The organism is Geobacillus sp. WSUCF1 (assembly GCF_000422025.1).
In the GTDB taxonomy this organism is placed as follows: Bacteria; Bacillota; Bacilli; order Bacillales; family Anoxybacillaceae; genus Geobacillus; species Geobacillus zalihae.
The window spans coordinates 1-17,746 of record NZ_ATCO01000047.1; the positions used below are offsets into that span (position 1 = coordinate 1).

The following is a 17,746-nucleotide window of genomic DNA, read 5'->3' on the forward strand; positions in this document are numbered from 1 at the left end:
AACTTTTGGTGAAGAGCCAACTTTGCTACTATTTTTCAAATAATTCCGGGTTTCCTTCTTTTAATGCCTTATCAATCCCTGGTTTAATACTGTCCATAAGCTCTTTTGCAGATTTTTTGCCATTCCATAAATCTGCAAGTTTCTGATTCAACATATCCAACCATTTATTATTTGGCGTCAAAGTCCAGATGCCAGGGCGTTGATTTTTTGCTGCTTCAATAAATACTTCTGCGTGTTCAGGTTTTTGACCAGGCTGTAGGAACAAATCTGTGTTGGACAGTGATTTATAAGTTGGAATAGCAAAACCTAGTTTTGTTTGAATTTTTTGTCCCTCTTCTCCAGCAAGATATCTGATAACCTCGAAAGCCTCTTTCGGAAACTTAGTTTTCTTGTTGATAGCATAACCAACCGAACCTGACCATCCAGTTGAAATTCCAGTTTTGCCAACAGGAATCGGGGCAACATCCCAATCAAATTTGAGTTTGCGATACGTTGGAACCATCCAACGGCCATTAAAAACCATTGCAACTCTTCCTGTTTCAAACATCTGATCGGCACTCATTGCCTGCAATGCTTTCGGGTCGGGTGCTGCATGGTATTTAAATGTCATATCAGCAACAAATTGAAGTGCTTCAACCGCTTCCGGGCTATTTAAAACAAATTCTGTTCGGTCTTTATTTAAAACTTCACCACCATTCGACCATACAAATGCTTCCCACCAGATAGGACCCGAACCATATTGTTCAGGCTTTCCATCTTTATTTTTGTCGATTGTTAGCTTTATAGCCAAATCTCTAAACTCCTCCATTGTCATTGGCTTTTTAGGATCTGGATAAGGAAGGCCAGCCTTGTCAAAGAGTTCTTTATTATAATAGAGAACTGAAGGACCAATGTCTTTAGGAAGGGCATACAAATCCCCCTGCCCTAGCCTTTTACCATCAAACTTGTATCGGCCTAAAGCGCTTTCCCACATATCATCCAGTTTAATGTCACTATTGTCAACCATTTCCTGAATATTCAGGAAGAGACCAGCTTTAACCCATCTGCCAAAATCCCCATCGCTCACGAACACAATGTCAGGAGCCGTTCCCCCGGCTAGCATAGTATTCATTTTTCCCGAATAATCATTTGGAATATGAATGATTCTAAGTTTAATATTAGGATGGTCTTTTTCAAAGTTACTAACTAATTCTTTAAATACAGCTAATTCGTCTGGGGCCCCCCATGTTGAAATACTAAGCGATACAGTTCCATCCTTATTTTTTTTACTTGCCTCTACCCCACCTGTTGGATTCTCCCGGCTGCTACCAGTAAAAGCTGAACATCCGAATAATAAATTGCTAAATAACAGTAAGAAAACAGGTAATATGAGCCATGATCTACTTTTTTTTTCTCATTAACTTTATCCCCCTGTTCTAGAAAACATATTTTCATTTTCCAATCCCCCAGGCTAAAGAGACGACAACTTAATGTACGCACAAAATTAACGATCCCCCCTTATCTTTTTGTAAAAACAAAATCATGAAAGCGCATTCTACTTTATATTTTATTTTTGTTGTTCGTACATGTCAATCATATTTTTGAAGTCCCACTCATATTACACAAATTTGTTCGTACATATTAGTCATCCACATTTATCGGCTTAAACAACTTGTACCATGCGGTCGGAGAGGACTTGTAAGATTCCTTCATAAGTGCACTCCATTTTAGGGAAGCTACTCGGCTTTACTTCCGAACGGGCGTGGCATCGCTTTGTCACCGGGAACTTATTTACGAAGGAACAATTAGTAGTTACTTGCAAAAAAGCCGTACGAAGAATACTAGATAGCGTTTTAGACTCCATCTCGAAAAAACCAAAAACATCGTCTTGTCCAAGGCATGGGGGAAGTGGATCCAATCAAAACGCAAAGTGATTGAGACGATATTCCCGATTCCGGTCGACCAATACAGTACCACCGAGAACCGAGCGAGTTCGATCTTGGATTTGAGGTAGCCCTCGACGGCATATTGTTAGCCTATTCGCTGGTTACACTAGGGCTAGTTAAGTTCTAACGTTCAACTAGCATCACGAGGAAATATCCTTTTCGCTTTTTGAAACTTTTACAAATACGGCCACCCTTCATCATCCCAATACAAAGGCCGGATTTGCAACGTTGGCTCTCCGTTTTTGAGAGCGTCGTACGCATGGTTTACAAGAATGGCGGAAACCCCCGAGAAATAAACGGCGCAATGCCCTGGTCCTATCCAACGGTCGTTCCCTTCGTCAAGAATCGTGCCGCCTCCCTGCATCATCGATACACCATTTTTGTCTACGTATGGCCCTGTAATGTCCTTTGACCTACCAACGGCGATTTTATACGTGCTTTCAATACCGCGGCAGCAAAAATCAAATGATACAAACAAATAATAATATCCGTTCCGGCACACGATAAAAGAGGCTTCGATCGCATTAGGCTCCTCACCCCTGCTGGCAATCGTCAGCAACTCGGCCTGCCCGGCAGGTTTCATTGTTTCAGTGTCAAGCTGAATCAACTGAATTCCCGACCAAAAAGAACCGAAACTTAACCAAGGTTGCCCTTCCTGATCAAAAACTACATTCGGATCTATCGCATTATAGTTATCGGAAGCCGTTGAATGAATAACGGGACCCATGTCTTTCCATTCATAGTCAGGATCTCGCGGGTCAAGGGTCCGATTGGTTGCCAATCCAATCACCGATGTGTTTTTTCCAAAGGTAGAGACTGAATAATACAGATAGTAAATTCCGTTATAAAAACATATATCGGGCGCCCATAAATGATCTTCGTCTTTTTCTGGAACATACTGCTTGCACCAATCCGGCAACGATGGAAATACCCGGCCCATATTCTCCCAATGAACCCCATCTTCAGATGTTTTGATTTGAATGCCGCTCCCGGTGTGAAAAACATACCATCGACTTCCCTCTTTTGCGATGACTGGATCATGAGCCCATAAATCTCCCTTAAGACTCCAATCCATTTCGTAAAAGTTAACATTGCCAAAGGGGTGGAAATGAACCATTTGCTTAGTCTCCTTTTAATTTGGATTATTTTCAGAACTTTATAACATATTGTTTTAAGCCCAAAACCATTGCTGAGATGGAACATGCCATAGTTTCTCAATTCTTTAAGAATCAAAAAAACAAAGTCTATAACCCCTTCCCTACAGCTGGGGATAATTTCACCAATATCGACTGATGGGGACCTAATTCAAATGCCAGTTGATGTTTAACTAATCCTAGATCCTCTTTGGCCCACAAATCCCTAGCCTTCATAGGTTCCATACATCCTAGATCTTTTAAAGAAACAGAAACAACTGATCGTTTTTCACTAATGTTAAACATGGCGACAAACTGATTTCCTTCAGCATCCTGTGAAGTCCAAACGACATGATCATTCTCCCGATATACTTGCCGTGCTCCGTAGCCATTTTGATGAACGTGTAATACTTCTTCATTTGTTAAAAGAGAAAGCGTCCACTCATCATTATCTCTTAATTCACCGCCAAACATCAGCGGAGATCGAAAAATTATCCATAACGTCATCATCGTACGCTGTTCATCTTTGGTAAATCGGGTCATACGGTCGGTACCACCGCCATCTACCGAACGAATGCCAATATTACCTAATGGCAGCATATCCGCATCGGGCCAATGCCCTGGACCAACAAGCTTGCACCATTTATAGCATCGCTCAAACATATCATAAAGCAATTCCCATCGATCCCAGAAATCATCAGTCATTCGCCACATATTCGCATTTTCCACAAACAACGTAGCATGATCAAGTGGAGCTGGTCCAGGCGACAGGCTAAGAACCATAGGGCGTCCGCAGCGATCAATTGCCTTACGAATCATTTTGATTTCTTCCGTATGGGTACCATAAAGTTTTGATGCAGCAATGTCATCGACTTTTACAAAATCGACTCCCCATTGCGCATAAAGCTGAAATAAGGAATCGTAATAAGCCTGCGCCCCTTCTTTTCGATGGTCTACTCCATACATATCAGTGTTCCAAGGGCAAATTGAGTTCGTATCCGCAATATCGCGCGCGCCTACATTCGTACCCAAAATTGGTGTATTTTGATGAACAGCTTGACGTGGAATTCCCCGCATAATATGAATACCAAACTTTAGTCCAAGACTGTGGATGTAATCGGCCAGCGGTTTAAATCCCTTTCCTCCCTTGGCCGATGGAAACCGATTTACCGCCGGCATCAAACGTGAATATTCATCCATCTCTAATGGGACAAACGGACGGTAAATTGACGAATTGGCGCCGGGTTCATACCACTGAATATCGACCACAACATATTCCCATCCAAATGGTTTTAAGTATTTTGCCATATATTCCGCATTTCCTTTTACTTCATCTTCCGTAACTGATGCCCCATAACAATCCCAGCTATTCCATCCCATTGGTGGGGTTTTTGCCCACTGATAGTGATGCATACTTGCATCTCCTCTCTGCACATCCTTATTAGAATAAGAGGACATGAGCCCTCCCCTCAAGTCAGCCCATGTCCCCGATGCCACGTCATATTACGGATCTGCACATGAAATCTTACCGTCCCCTCCAAACCACCTCATTCCACCTCAGCTCGTTTTTGAACGACGAGACGGATGTCTGTTCATTGATCACGACACATTCAATCCTTGCCATTTCCGCAAAGTCTTGCAGCTGTTCTGTTGTAACCGCAAATGAGAAGCACGTATGGTGGGCGCCGCCAGCCAAAATCCATGCTTCAGCGGAGTCGCGAAGCGACGGGCGAGGCTTCCATAAAATGCGGGCGACTGGCAGTTTCGGCATGTTATGTTCCGGTTTTACCGCATCGACTTCATTGACGATGAGTCGGAAACGGTGCCCTAAGTCGATCAATGACGCGTTGACCGCCGCACCCTCGCCGCCGTCAAACACAAGACGGGCCGGATCTTCTTTTCCTCCGATGGAAAGCGGATGAACTTCGATTCTTGGTTTGGTTGCCGCGATGGTCGGGCATACTTCGAGCATATGCGCGCCAAGAATCATTTCGTTGCCCGGCTCGAAGTGATACGTGTAATCTTCCATGAACGACGTCCCTTTGCCGTCGGCCATGACTTTCATCAACCGGACGAGGGCGGCTGTTTTCCAGTCGCCTTCGCCGCCAAAGCCGTAGCCTTCCGCCATGAGTCGCTGAACGGCAAGTCCCGGGAGCTGCTTCATCCCATGCAAGTCCTCGAACGTCGTCGTGAAAGCGGTAAAGTTCCCATCCTGCAAAAAGGCTTTCAGCCCGAGTTCAATCCGCGCCTGTTCACGAATTGATTCGCGAACGGGACCTTTTTGATGGCCGGCGGGTACAATGTCGTACAGCTCCTCGTATTCATCGAGCAACTCGTTCACTTTTTGTTCAGAAACATCGCGGATGTATTGGACTAAATCCCCGATGCCATAGCCGTTGACCGACCAGCCGAATTGAATTTGCGCTCCGACTTTGTCCCCTTCCGTCACAGCCACTTCACGCATGTTGTCGCCAAAACGAGCCACTTTTAGGTTGCGGCTTTCCTCAAAGGCAACAGCTGTTCGCATCCATTTCGCCAGCCGCTCACGGACACTCGGGTCTTCCCAATACCCGACGATCACTTTCCGGGCCACGCCCATTCTCGCGCCGATAAATCCGTATTCCCGGTCACCGTGAGCCGATTGGTTTAAGTTCATAAAGTCCATATCGATGCTGTCCCACGGAATATCACGGTTAAATTGAGTGTGAAGATGCAATAACGGTTTTCGCAGCTCCAAAAGGCCGCCAATCCACATCTTCGCTGGCGAGAATGTATGCATCCAAGTGATGACCCCAGCGCATTGTTCGCTCGCATTCGCCTCAAGGCAAACGCGCCGGATTTCCTCTGGCGTCGTCACGACTGATTTGAAAACGAATGGGAACGGAAACACCGAATCGCGATTCCATTCATTGACCATGATTCTTGAATGTTCTTCGACTTGTTTTAACGCTTCTTCTCCGTACAAGTGCTGACTTCCTGTCACAAACCAAAATTCATAAGGACGTAATGACAGCATCATTGCTCCTCCCCGTTCACGATAAAGTCATAGATTCTTTCGCCGCTCGTGCGGTTTCTTTCCAATGCTTGAGCCGTTTCATGACATCGTTTTCCCCACGGCCGAAGTAGTCATGCAACTTCGTATATTCTTGGTACAACTGCTCGTACATCGCGACATTCTCCGGAATCGGTTTGAACGTCTCTTCACGCACTTTTCCCATGTTTCGCGCCGCCTCAACGATTGATTCATAACCACCGTTCTCTTTGCCGGCCGCGACCGCCGCGAACATGGCAGCCCCCACTGCCGGGGTTTGCTTCGACGCCGCGATTTTGATCTCGCGGTTGGTCACATCGGCATAAATTTGCATGAGCAGCTTATTTTTTTGCGGCAACCCGCCGCACGCGTACAACTCGTCAACGTTGACACCGTTTTCAACAAACGCATCAATAATTTTGCGCGTGCCAAAGGCCGTGGCTTCAAGCAGGGCGCGGTAAATCTCTTCTGGTTTTGTCAACAGTGTGTATCCGACGATGAGCCTGTTAAATCGGTATCAACCAATACGGAGCGATTGCCGTTCCACCAGTCCAACGCAAGCAACCCGGTTTCCCCCGGCCGATAGGCGGCGGCTCGCTTCTCAAGCCATTCATGAACGCTGACGCCTTCTTTTTCAGCTGCTTCTTTGACATAAGCCGGAACGCCTTGTTCGACATACCAAGCAAAAATGTCCCCCACCGCCGATTGGCCGGCTTCGTAACCGAAATATCCGGGAATGATGCCGTCTTCCACAACGCCGCACATGCCTTCGACATATTTTTCTTCCGTGCCCAGCAGCATGTGGCAAATCGAGGTTCCCATCGCCATGACCAACTTGCCAGGCTCGACAACTCCGACGCCTGGTACGGCCGCATGGGCATCGACATTTCCGACGGCGACAGCTGTTCCCGGAAGGAGGCCCATCATAGCGGCCATTTCATTGGTCAGCACACCTGCTCTCGTGCCGAGCGGAACGATCGGACCGCGCAGTTTCGTTTCTGTTAAGTGTTCTAGCCGCGGGTCGAGCGCCCGGAAAAACTCCTTGCTTGGATAGCCGTCTTGTTTATGCCAAATCGACTTATAGCCCGCCGCACAGCTATTCCGGACGATATTCCCAGTCATTTTGAAAATGACCCAATCAGTCGCCTCAAGAAAAAGGTCGGTCTGTTCGTAAATCTCCGGATCTTCGTTTAGAATCTGCCAAATTTTCGCAATCATCCATTCAGATGAAATTTTTCCGCCGTATCTCGGTAAAAACGCTTCGCCTCGTTTGGCCGCAATTTCATTGAGCAAGTTCGCCTCATCTTGAGCGGCATGGTGCTTCCACAATTTCACCCAACTGTGCGGACGGTTCCTGAATTCTGGCTTTAGGCAAAGCGGCTCGCCAGAAGCATCAACCGGCAGCATCGTGCATGAAGTAAAATCAATGCCGACCCCGATCACATCGGCTGGGTTGACCCCTGACTTTTGCAATACCGTCGGGACAGCGGTCGCCAATACTTCAATATAATCAGCCGGGTGTTGCAGCGCCCAGTCTGGCTCGAGTTGTACGTTCGATTCTGGCAATACTTCATCAATAACTCCGTGGGGGTACGGAGTGACATGGTCCGCAATTTCGTTTCCTTCTAGATCAACGAGAACGGCTCGTCCCGATTCGGTGCCATAGTCAATGCCAATGACATACTTTTTCCCCATCTCGGTCTCCCTCCCTTTACTGCCCATAGTAAGCGTTTGCGCCATGCTTGCGCAAATAGTGGCGATCAAGCAGCGTTTGGCTGATCGGCTGTGCATTTGGATTGAGCATGTACGTTCTTGCCGCCATTTTCGCTACTTCTTCCAAGACAACGGCATTATGAACCGCGTTCGCTGGATCTTTCCCCCAAGCAAACGGGCCATGGCCGTGCACCAAAACACCTGGCATTTGCAACGGGTCGAGAAAGCGGAACGTTTCCGTAATGACCTTTCCAGTCTCTAGTTCATAGGCTCCCTGAATTTCTTCATTGGTCATCGGCCGGGTGCACGGAATTTCCCCATAGAAATAGTCTGCGTGTGTCGTTCCTAATGCCGGAATTCCTTTTCCGGCCTGCGCCCAAACAGTCGCCCAAGTCGAATGGGTATGAACAATTCCTCCGATCCCCGGAAATTGCTTATACAACCAAAGATGGGTAGGGGTGTCCGACGACGGTTTTAAGTCCCCTTCCACCACATTTCCAGTTAAATCCACGACCACCATATCATCAATGGTCAACTTGTCATACGCCACCCCGCTTGGCTTAATGACAACCAACCCGCGCTCCCGATCAATCCCGCTCACATTTCCCCACGTAAACGTCACGAGGCGGTATTGCGGGAGCTGCAGGTTGGCCTCTAATACGGCTCGTTTCAATTCCTCAAGCATCAGCCTCCACTCCCTCTATAAAAAAACTCCTCACCTCCATTATATTATTGTACGTACAATTTTTCTATAACTTTTTTGATGCCTCGTACATTTTTTAAATTTCCTTTGTTGAGTTACGGACAATTAGCTCTGGTCGATAAATGATATCGCCAATTTTATCGACTGATCGTTGTTCGATCATTTGAATGAGCATCTCAGCCGCTTGAACGCCCATTTCTGTTTTTGGATGACGAATCGTCGTCAATTTCACCTCCGTCGCTGTCGCAAACGTCGAGTCATCAAACCCTACAATCGAAAGATCATCGGGAACTGACAGCCCTTGTTGGCGAATGACTTCAAGAAGCAAAATCGCCAGCTCATCGTTGTAGCACACAAAGGCTGTCGGGCGCTCCTCTTTCGGCCGCTGCAAAAACTCCCGCGCCACCTCAAGCGGCTTTGTCCATTTCTCCTCTGTTGCGTAGGAAAGAAGATACTCCGTGGCCACAGGCACCTCGTGTTGCTGATGGGCGCGAATAAAGCCGCGCAAACGATCCACCCCTTGCAAATCGTCAGTTTTAAAGAAACCGGCAATTCGGCGATGCCCTAAACGAATGAGATGATCGGTCAATAAAAATCCTCCCTGCTCATCGTCCATTTTCACGCATGGACAGCTCACTTCCAAATAACGGGCGTTAATCATAACGTACGGGATGTGAAGGTTGTTGAGCGACAAGTAATAGCCAAGGTTCGGATTCCCTTGCGCACTTTTGGTCGGCTCGATGATCAGCCCGCTCAACGGCTCCCGGATCATCTCCTCAAGCTGTTCTTTCTCTCTCTGTTTGTCGTTATTCGTGCTGGCAAGCAAAAGACGGTATCCTTTTTCCCGTAGCGTCTCCTCCGCTCCGCGGACGATATGGGGAAAAATATAATCGGAAATATAGGTCGTTACGATTCCGATCGTTTTCGTATCCACCTGTTCTTTCGGCTTCGGTCGGGACACAAATGTGCCGCTCCCTTGGATTTTGTACAGCCATCCTTCCTTCTCGAGTTCCCCGAGCGCTTGCCGAACGGTATGTCGGCTTAGTTGAAACTGGTTGGCGATCTCATGCTCGGTCGGAATTTTCTCATCCGGCTTCATTTGTCCGGAAATGATCCAAGATAAAATTTCTTGTTTTAATTGCAGATATTTCGGCAGCGTTTTCTCCTTCATAGTCCACCTCAATGATAAAATAATGAGATACAAATTAATTTTATTATAGCAGTTTTTATTTGTCCGTATCTATTTCTCCAATTTCAACAACATTTCATCCACAAAATTCACTGGATTAGACAGCAGGACAACCCTATTCTCTTACTTTCTTCTAAAATGTATCAAAGGAATTAGCTAAAATAATTAGGGGCTTTTTTGCACAAAAAATCCCTTCTTCATCGGGGATTAGAGAGAACTCCCCTAATGAAAAAGGGACGGAGACAAACAACGAACTACTCTAACTCTTCAATCATCGACATCACCGCATCCCGCAAATCCTTGTACGACCAACTCGGGAAAGTCGGCCGCTGAACAGCAAGTTCGTGCGAGGCGGGAAGGTGGACAAAGCCAGCCTGCACGGATAAATTTTCAGTACTTACTTTATGAAAGACAGAATACATGACATGGTTGCACAAATACGTTCCCGCTGTATTAGAGATTTGCGCAGGATAACCCCGCTCATTCAAGACGTTGACAAGTCGGCGGATCAGCAAAGCAAGGCCGAGAAATAGGCCCCAGGCCCCTCTTCGACAATCAGCTCATCTTGCACCCGCATGCCGCGATTATCCGGCCCTCCGTCTTGACAATTGATCGCCACTCGTTCTGAGGTGATTTTTGTACGCTCGGCGGCGAGGCCGAGAGACATGACGACATCGGGTTGGATTTGTTCTAAGTACTCTAAGCAACACAAGGATGACTGTGAAAAGTCGACCAGAAGCACACGGCCGAAAACACAATATTTTCCTATTCCTTCTTTAAAACTACTCCCACCCGAGCTTTTCGGCGGCAGAAGCCGTCACTTTTTCCCTACCTCCCCCCAAACACCGGCTTCCGTTTTTCTAAAAAGGCGCGGACGCCTTCGCGGTGGTCTTCGGTTTGCCGCATGCGCTGTTGGGCGTCGGTTTCAAGTTCGAGCACGCGAAGCAAATCTTCTTTTGTTTGTTCGACGTACAACATTTTCGTGGCGATCATGGCTTGAAGCGGTTTTTCTTGCAAGGAAGCGATTGCTTGTTCCGCCTGTTGTTCATCTTCGACGATGAAGTCAATCAGCCCGAGCTGCTGCGCTTCGTCCGCGCTCATCGGTTTTCCTTCCCAAATGATCTGTTTCGCTTTCGCCGTGCCGACCCGCTGCGCCAGGAAGAAATGCCCGCCGCCATCAGGGATGAGGCCGATGCCGATGAAATTCATCGCCAGGCGCGCTTCTTTCGTGGCGATAAGATAATCGCTTGCCAAGGCGAAGCTGAATCCAAGGCCAGCCGCTGGGCCATGGATGAGGGAAACGGTGATTTTCGGCATCGTATACAAGAGCATGATCATCTCCCGAATCGTATTCATCACCGTCTGAAACTGGTTTGGATCATCGACAGCGAGCATCGTCTTAATGTCGCCCCCAGCCGAAAATCCTCTTCCTCTGCCGCGAATGACGACAACGGAAGCGTCGCTTTCCTTGATTTTCCGCAGCGCGTCGACGAGCTCATGCAACATTTGTACATCCATCGCATTGAGCGCCTGCGGGCGATTGAGTTCCAGTATTGCTTTGTTTTGGTCAAATGTCAAAACAACTGTTTCCATCGTTCTCCCCCTCTGAATCATCATTCATTTATTCATTTCCCGATCGGAGGGCAAAATTCCTTTTTTGTGCATGAAAAACTGGGTGCCCGCAGTCAAGGCACCCTCCCTTTCATTGCATTTTACCGTGTATGTTTGCCTGCTTTCTTTACAGCCGTCCTTTCTCCTCGCCTAAAGCAGCAAGCAGCCGCTCGATCCGTTCGAGCCGGCACCCCATACTCCCGATGGAGAAGGCGATCCATATTAACTGCCACAAACAGCACAAACGGCAGAAGCCACGCAAACAAAGGAAACAACCCATCTCCAATCGGAATCCTCATTTACCCTAACTTTTTCCATCTATAATTTTAGTTTTCGTTAAAAATAATCAACTTCAACTCCGTCATTTCTTCAATCGCATAACGAATGCCTTCACGGCCAAACCCGCTTTCTTTCACGCCGCCGTATGGCATATGGTCGACGCGGAACGTCGGGATGTCGTTGATGAGCACGCCGCCGACGTGCAACTGCTTCGCCGCTTTCCACGCGGTATGGACGTTGTCGGTGTAGATGCCCGCCTGCAAGCCGTAGCGCGAGTCATTGACCAGTTCAATGGCTTCATCGATCGAACGGACGCGGTTGATCAAGACGATCGGGGCGAACACTTCTTGGCAAGACACTTTCATCGTCGGTTCGGCGTCCACAATGACCGTCGGAAGCAAGATATTGCCGTCGCGCTCGCCGCCGAGGACGACGTTTGCGCCGCCTTGTTTCGCCTCCTCGATCCAAGAGAGCGCCCGGTCGACATCGTTTGGCGTAATCAAGGCGGATACATCGGTGGTTGGATCCAACGGGTCGCCTGTTTTCAACTGTTTCGCGGCGGCGACAAATTTTTCGACGAACTCGTCATAACGATTCTCATGCACGTAAATGCGCTGGAGTGAAATGCACACCTGCCCTTGGAACGTGAACGCACCGAACACGCAGCGCGGATGATGCGGTCAAGATCGACCTGTTCATCGACGATCACGGCCGAGTTCGAGCCGAGCTCGAGCGTCACCCGCTTTAAGCCAGCTTTATTGCGGATCGCGATGCCGACTTCCGGGCTGCCGGTGAAGGTGATCATGCTGATGCGCGGGTCGGTGACGATTTTGTCGCCGACCGTGCGGCCGCTTCCGGTGACGACGTTGAGCGCCCCTTTCGGCAAACCGGCTTTTTCGAACAGTTCGGCAATAAAGTAGGCGGACAGCGGCGTTTGGCTGGCTGGCTTCAACACAACGGTGTTGCCCGAGGCGATGGCCGGGCCAAGTTTATGGGCCACCAAGTTCATCGGGAAGTTAAACGGCGTAATCGCTCCAATGACGCCGATCGGCTCGCGGACCGTCAAGGCGATGCGATGTTCCCCGCCCGGCGCGGCGTCAAGCGGCAGCGTTTCCCCGTGAATGCGCTTCGCTTCTTCGGCGGCGAATTTGTACGTTTGGATCGTGCGGGCGACTTCCCCTTTCGCCGTGGTGATCGGTTTGGCTGCTTCCAGTGCGATCAACCTTGCCGCTTCTTCCTGCCGCGCTTTCAGCTGCTCGCCGACCCGCTCTAAAATGGCGGCTCGTTCATGCGCCGGCATAGCCGCCATCGTTTGCCGCGCGGCGTACGCCGCCGCGATCGCTTCGTCAACTTCTTCTTCCGATGCAGCCGGGATCTCGGCGATCGTCTCGCGTGAATACGGTGATTTCAGTTCAGTGTAAGACTTCCCTTCCCGCCATTCGCCGTTGATGTATAGCTTCTGTTTCTGCACCGCGATTGACATCTTTTCACCCTTCCCTTCTTTTAAGCACGCGGCCGAAATTTTCCCCTTCAGTATATGTCCCGCATGCCCTGTTTATTTGTTTCATTCGCCATCGCGCGTGAAAATCCTTCCACTTGTCCTTTGTTTACGAAAGCCGTCCGTTGCCATGCAGCGCCATCATTCGCCTCTCTCGTTACGGGTGACGTTCCCCTCCCCTCTCTATGATAACACTCCGTCGCTCGGTTTGCCGCCAAACTGCTTGCCCCTGTTCGCGGAAAGACAAGCAACATAGCCCTTGGTCACCGGCCGCCCAACGTTCGGCGCAACATTTCCTCAGCTAACCGTTCAGCCCCGCAAGGCATGATGATGGCTTTCTAATTCCTCCTTCTCCTATGTTTTTGTTGTATGATAAAAGCAGCCAAAAATAGTGTAGAAGGAGATTTGGAAATGAACATCAAAACACTCATCGACCTCACCATGCCGATCACGGCCCAAACTCCGGTGTACCCGGGGGATCCGAAGCCGAAAATCGAACCGGCGGCGACGTTCGCCCAAGACGGCTATCACGTCAGCCGCCTTGTGCTTGGGTCGCATAGCGGCACGCATGTGGATGCGCCGTTTCACTTTTGCGAACACGGTTGGCGGCTCGATGACGTGCCGCTCACGTATTTTCTTGGCCGCGGCATCGTGATCGATGCCACGGGGAAAGCGGAAGGCGAAGCGGTGACGATGGCCGATGCCGCTCCGTATATCCCGAAGCTGTCACCGGGAACCATTGTGTTGTTTCATACCGGCTGGTCGCAATACGCCGGAACAAAGCGGTATTTCCGCCATCCGTACGTCGCGCCGGATGTGATTGAAGCGATGCTTGGGCGAGGGGTTCGCACGTTTTTCATTGACGCGCTCAACATCGACCCGCCGGACGGCTCGTCGTTCCGCGCCCACGAACTTATTCTTGGCGCCAACGGGGTGATCGGAGAAAATTTCGTGAACTTCGAGCGAATCGATTTTGATGACCCGTATATTATTGCCCTCCCTCTTTCCTTGCCTGGCTGCGACGGTTCGCCTGTTCGGGCGGTGGCGGTGCAGTGGGCGTAACAAAGAAGGATGATGCAACCAAACGCCCCGCACATGCTTTGCGCGGGGCGCGGCCTTGGGCTATTTGAGCCATTTGATCACTTTCACCGGGTTTCCGCCAACGACCGCGTTGGCGGGGACATCTTTTGTCACAACCGCCCCTGAGGCGATGACAGCGTTGTCGCCGATCGTGACGCCCGGGTTGATGACGGCCCGCCCGCCGATCCAGACGTTATGGCCGATCACAACCGGCTTTCCGTACTCCAACCCGGAATTTCGTTCGTGCGGATCGAGCGGGTGAGTCGCCGTATAAATGTGCACACCAGGACCAATAAAACAATGGTCGCCGATTCGCACTTCGCATACATCCAAAATCACGCCATCAAAGTTCATAAAAAAGTCTTCACCGACGTGAATGTTGTAGCCGTAGTCGCAGCGGAAGTTCGGCTCGATAAACAGCCGTTCTCCCGTTGAACCGAACAGTTCTTTGAGCAGAGCGGTTCGCTTTTCATATTCCGTTTCCAACGTTTCGTTATACAAACGAACGAGCCGCCGCGCCCGCTCCCGCTCCTTGACGAGCTCCGGATCAGCGGGATTGTACAAGTGTCCCGCTACCATCTTTTCTTTTTCGGTTTTCATCGAACCCCTCCAACATTTCATGCATTCGTTTCAAAACTCCATGGAATGATCTTATCGTCCTTCAGAAAAACCGTTCCCTGTCATCGTTTCGATGCGCACGCCTTCCCGATAATAGGCCTCCATCACATCCTTTGGCACCATGCTTCCACCCGTCGCCCAGCCAATATGGACGGCGTTTTTCATCTTTTCTTTCAAACCGTTTGCCTCTACGTACGTTTGCCCCGCCAAATCACGAAACAGCCGAACAGGCCCCGCCACCCCCGCCAAGGCGGACGGCTCTAAATAGATTTCCTCCGTTTCCACCATCGCCGCGAGCAAGCGGTAAAGCGTCGAATCGTCCACCGTATAGACGCCGCTGATGACGTTCTCAAGCATGTTTCCCACCAGCCGCGACGGCCGCCCCACCGCTAGCCCGTCCGCTTCGGTCTTATTGTCGAGGCCAAAATCTTGCACCGACACGCGGTCGTGCTCTCCTGTCATCAACCCAAGCAGCATGCAAGGCGAATGCGTCGGCTCAGCGAAAAAGCAATGCACATGATCGCCGTACACGAGCTTCAGCCCAAACGTCACCCCGCCCGGACCGCCGCCGACGCCGCAAGGAAGATACACAAAGAGCGGATGGGTTTCATCAACCGTGATGTTCATGTCCTCTAATTGCTTTTTCAGCCGAAACGCCGCCACCGCATAGCCTAAAAACAGATGGATCGAGTTCTCATCATCGATAAAATACGACGTTGGATCCTCGGCGGACTGTCTTCGCGCCTCTTCCACCACTTTGTTGTAATCAGTGAGATGTTCGATGACGGTGACCCCTTTGCTTCGCAATAAGTCTTTTTTCCATTGTTTCGCATCGGCTGACATATGAACGGTGACGCGGAACCCAAGCTGCGCCCCGATGATGCCGATGCTCAAGCCTAAATTTCCTGTCGAACCGACGACAAGCGAATAGCGGGAAAAGAACTGCCGGAATTCTTCGCTGGCCATGACCGCATAGTCCTCTCCTATGGCGATCATACCGTTTGCGAGCGCAAGATCTTCCGCGTGTTTCAACACTTCGTAAATGCCCCCACGCGCCTTGATCGACCCGGAAATCGGGAGATGGCTGTCGCATTTTAGCAACAGCTCCCCCTCGATGTTGGTCTGAAACATCTTTTCCAAACGCCGTTGCATGTTCGGAATCCGGACTAAAGGGGATTCGATGATGCCATAGGCCGGCCGCGTCTCGGGAAAAACTTTCGCGATGTAGGGGGCAAAGCGGCGCAATCGTTCTTCCGCCTCCTTAACATCGCGCTCGCGTAAAGGAATCGTTTGAATAGCTTGCGCAAACGCGTGATATTTTGGATTGCGCCAAAACACCTCTTCGGCCGCCATGATCATTTCAAGCAGCGGGAATTCCTTTACCCACTTTTGGATTTCGTTTTTGGTCATCATGCACCATTCTCTCCCATGCGTGTTTGTCGTTTCGCACCCTGGGCGGATGCCGGTCCAAAGTCCGCTTCATTGTTTGTCGAACCGTTTACCTCCAGTCTCGCGAAAACCGCTTCCATTGTCAATGGGGAGGAAGGAAAATGGGTTGTGGATGACATTCGGGAGTGATCCCAGCCTCGTCGGAACGGCCAAGCAAGGTGCGATCTGCTTTGAAAAACGCCTGTCTTTCCATTATGATGAAAGAGGCAAACCATATCGTGGAGATGATGATCATGAGCAATCGTCGCGATTTATCGCTTTTGTTTCTCGTGATGTTTTTGGTCATGGCCGGGTTTGGCATCATCATTCCCGTCCTTCCGTTTTACGCAGAAAAAATCGGCGCGACGCCAACGCAGCTCGGCTGGTTGATGGCCGTGTATTCGCTCATGCAATTTTTATTTGCGCCGATGTGGGGGAATTTATCGGACCGCTATGGACGAAAGCCGATGCTGCTTGTCGGCATTTTCGGTTTGGCCCTTTCGTTTTTCTTGCTCGCCGTCGCGACAAAACTTTGGATGTTGTTTGCCGCTCGCATCATCGGCGGATGTCTATCGGCGGCCACGATGCCGGCCGCTATGGCGTACGTCGCAGATGTGACAACGGAAGAAGACCGGGGCAAAGGAATGGGGATGATCGGAGCGGCCGTTGGGCTTGGATTCATTTTCGGACCGGGGATCGGCGGCGTGTTCTCGAAAACGAGCTTAACCGCTCCGTTTTGGATGGCAGGCTGCTTGGCGCTCTTGACCGCTCTATTCGTTTTCGTTTTCTTGCATGAGTCGCTTCCGAGAGAAAAACGAATGAATATACGAACAAAGCGGCCATCGCTTGCGGCCGCCCTCCAAGGGCCTGTAGCGCGCCTATACCTACTGCAGCTGATCACAACGTTTTCCCTCGCCGGACTTGAGGCGACGTTCGCCTACTTTGCCGCTGAACGAGCGGGACTTTCGTCGACGGAACTTGGCTACATCTTTATGATCATGGGGCTTGCAGGAGCCGTCGTTCAAGGAGGGCTGCTTGGAAAACTGATCCGCTCATTCGGGGAAGGCGCTGTCATTCGTTTCGGGCTGTTCCTGTCAGCAGTTGGCTTTTTTCTCATTTTATTCGTTCACAGCTTTTGGACAGCCGCGCTCTATTTAACGATTTTCGGCATTGGAAACGGCATCATCCGCCCGTGCGTCTCCGCGTTGTTGACGAAATATACGGCGGACGGCCAAGGAAGCGCAACAGGCGTCTTATCATCGTTCGATTCGCTCGGCCGCATCGGCGGTCCGGCGATCGCCGGCTGGTTGTTCACCTTAAAGTCCAGTTTGCCATATATGTCAGGGATTGTGCTAACATTCATTTCCTTCGCTGTTTTTCAATCGTTTCAACGAGCCATGATGCAAAAAGACTCGGCCCTTTGACACAAGAGGAGGACGGATGTGGACATCCCCTGTTACAGATCAGCGAGCGAAAAAGCCCACTCCTTGAGGGGTGGGATGAAAGCGAGCCCCGTCTAACCTAGCGCACTGGTCACA

The 17,746-nt window shown here is 49.9% G+C and carries 13 protein-coding genes and 3 pseudogenes; 3 read left to right on the top strand and 13 right to left on the bottom strand.

Features of this window, described 5'->3' with window-relative positions; genetic code table 11:
• Positions 1–28: 28 nt before the first annotated feature.
• The gene (locus I656_RS10795; protein ID WP_050572297.1) at positions 29–1,369 is read right to left on the bottom strand and encodes a sugar ABC transporter substrate-binding protein; all 1,341 of its coding nucleotides are present in this window, start codon (positions 1,367–1,369) and stop codon (positions 29–31) included.
• A 467-nt stretch (positions 1,370–1,836) separates the two neighbouring features.
• Between I656_RS10795 and I656_RS17745 the strand changes: the two are divergent.
• Positions 1,837–2,052, top strand: a pseudogene (locus I656_RS17745) (IS982 family transposase); the annotation flags it as partial.
• A 48-nt stretch (positions 2,053–2,100) separates the two neighbouring features.
• On the opposite strand, the gene I656_RS10790 reads toward I656_RS17745, so the two are convergent.
• From I656_RS10790 to I656_RS0115090, 10 genes and pseudogenes are all read right to left on the bottom strand, one after another.
• A complete protein-coding gene (locus I656_RS10790) occupies positions 2,101–3,042 on the bottom strand; it encodes an arabinan endo-1,5-alpha-L-arabinosidase (RefSeq protein WP_020754439.1) in 942 nt (313 codons plus the stop codon).
• A 127-nt stretch (positions 3,043–3,169) separates the two neighbouring features.
• Positions 3,170–4,471 (bottom strand): glycoside hydrolase family 27 protein, encoded by a 1,302-nt coding sequence (locus I656_RS10785; protein ID WP_033005117.1) that lies wholly within the window; start codon positions 4,469–4,471, stop codon positions 3,170–3,172.
• 112 nt (positions 4,472–4,583) lie between these two features.
• Positions 4,584–6,074: an L-arabinose isomerase gene (gene araA / locus I656_RS10780; protein WP_033005126.1), complete on the bottom strand. Its 1,491-nt coding sequence runs from the start codon at positions 6,072–6,074 to the stop codon at positions 4,584–4,586.
• A 16-nt stretch (positions 6,075–6,090) separates the two neighbouring features.
• Positions 6,091–7,784, bottom strand: a pseudogene (locus I656_RS0115080) (ribulokinase).
• Between the two features lie 16 nt (positions 7,785–7,800).
• Positions 7,801–8,487, bottom strand: coding sequence for an L-ribulose-5-phosphate 4-epimerase (gene araD, locus I656_RS10775; RefSeq protein ID WP_020754444.1), 687 nt, complete (start codon positions 8,485–8,487; stop codon positions 7,801–7,803).
• A 94-nt stretch (positions 8,488–8,581) separates the two neighbouring features.
• Positions 8,582–9,676, bottom strand: a complete 1,095-nt coding sequence (locus tag I656_RS10770) for a GntR family transcriptional regulator (RefSeq protein ID WP_013523914.1) — start codon at positions 9,674–9,676, stop codon at positions 8,582–8,584.
• Between the two features lie 272 nt (positions 9,677–9,948).
• On the bottom strand, positions 9,949–10,209 hold the full coding sequence (locus I656_RS19020) for a pyrrolidone-carboxylate peptidase (protein ID WP_020754446.1): 261 nt from the start codon (positions 10,207–10,209) through the stop codon (positions 9,949–9,951).
• Positions 10,203–10,436, bottom strand: coding sequence for a pyrrolidone-carboxylate peptidase (locus tag I656_RS19025; RefSeq protein WP_020754447.1), 234 nt, complete (start codon positions 10,434–10,436; stop codon positions 10,203–10,205). Before I656_RS19025 ends, I656_RS19020 begins: the two co-directional genes overlap by 7 nt.
• Positions 10,437–10,522: 86 nt before the next feature.
• Entirely contained in the window at positions 10,523–11,287 is a 765-nt protein-coding gene (locus I656_RS10765) for an enoyl-CoA hydratase (protein ID WP_033005120.1), read from the bottom strand.
• Positions 11,288–11,631: 344 nt separating this feature from the next.
• Positions 11,632–13,067, bottom strand: a pseudogene (locus I656_RS0115090) (aldehyde dehydrogenase family protein).
• A gap of 426 nt (positions 13,068–13,493) precedes the next feature.
• Between I656_RS0115090 and I656_RS10760 the strand changes: the two are divergent.
• Positions 13,494–14,144, top strand: a complete 651-nt coding sequence (locus tag I656_RS10760; RefSeq protein ID WP_033005122.1) for a cyclase family protein — start codon at positions 13,494–13,496, stop codon at positions 14,142–14,144.
• Positions 14,145–14,204: 60 nt separating this feature from the next.
• On the opposite strand, the gene I656_RS10755 is transcribed toward I656_RS10760, so the two are convergent.
• Together I656_RS10755 and I656_RS10750 are read right to left on the bottom strand one after the other, a co-directional pair.
• Positions 14,205–14,762: a sugar O-acetyltransferase gene (locus I656_RS10755; protein WP_015375011.1), complete on the bottom strand. Its 558-nt coding sequence runs from the start codon at positions 14,760–14,762 to the stop codon at positions 14,205–14,207.
• Positions 14,763–14,813: 51 nt separating this feature from the next.
• Positions 14,814–16,193, bottom strand: a complete 1,380-nt coding sequence (locus I656_RS10750) for a D-serine ammonia-lyase (protein ID WP_015375012.1) — start codon at positions 16,191–16,193, stop codon at positions 14,814–14,816.
• Between the two features lie 269 nt (positions 16,194–16,462).
• Between I656_RS10750 and I656_RS10745 the strand changes: the two genes are divergently transcribed.
• Positions 16,463–17,632 (top strand): tetracycline resistance MFS efflux pump, encoded by a 1,170-nt coding sequence (locus tag I656_RS10745; protein ID WP_033005128.1) that lies wholly within the window; start codon positions 16,463–16,465, stop codon positions 17,630–17,632.
• The last annotated feature ends 114 nt before the right edge of the window (positions 17,633–17,746 follow it).

Bases quoted from the DNA above. Each gene is read 5' to 3' on its own strand.
- I656_RS10790 (WP_020754439.1), bottom strand. From the start codon at position 3,042: ATGGTTCATTTCCACCCCTTTGGCAATGTTAACTTTTACGAAATGGAT.
- I656_RS10785 (WP_033005117.1), bottom strand. From the start codon at position 4,471: ATGCATCACTATCAGTGGGCAAAAACCCCACCAATGGGATGGAATAGC.
- araA (WP_033005126.1), bottom strand. From the start codon at position 6,074: ATGCTGTCATTACGTCCTTATGAATTTTGGTTTGTGACAGGAAGTCAG.
- araD (WP_020754444.1), bottom strand. From the start codon at position 8,487: ATGCTTGAGGAATTGAAACGAGCCGTATTAGAGGCCAACCTGCAGCTC.
- I656_RS10770 (WP_013523914.1), bottom strand. From the start codon at position 9,676: ATGAAGGAGAAAACGCTGCCGAAATATCTGCAATTAAAACAAGAAATT.
- I656_RS10765 (WP_033005120.1), bottom strand. From the start codon at position 11,287: ATGGAAACAGTTGTTTTGACATTTGACCAAAACAAAGCAATACTGGAA.
- I656_RS10760 (WP_033005122.1), top strand. From the start codon at position 13,494: ATGAACATCAAAACACTCATCGACCTCACCATGCCGATCACGGCCCAA.
- I656_RS10755 (WP_015375011.1), bottom strand. From the start codon at position 14,762: ATGAAAACCGAAAAAGAAAAGATGGTAGCGGGACACTTGTACAATCCC.
- I656_RS10750 (WP_015375012.1), bottom strand. From the start codon at position 16,193: ATGATGACCAAAAACGAAATCCAAAAGTGGGTAAAGGAATTCCCGCTG.
- I656_RS10745 (WP_033005128.1), top strand. From the start codon at position 16,463: ATGAGCAATCGTCGCGATTTATCGCTTTTGTTTCTCGTGATGTTTTTG.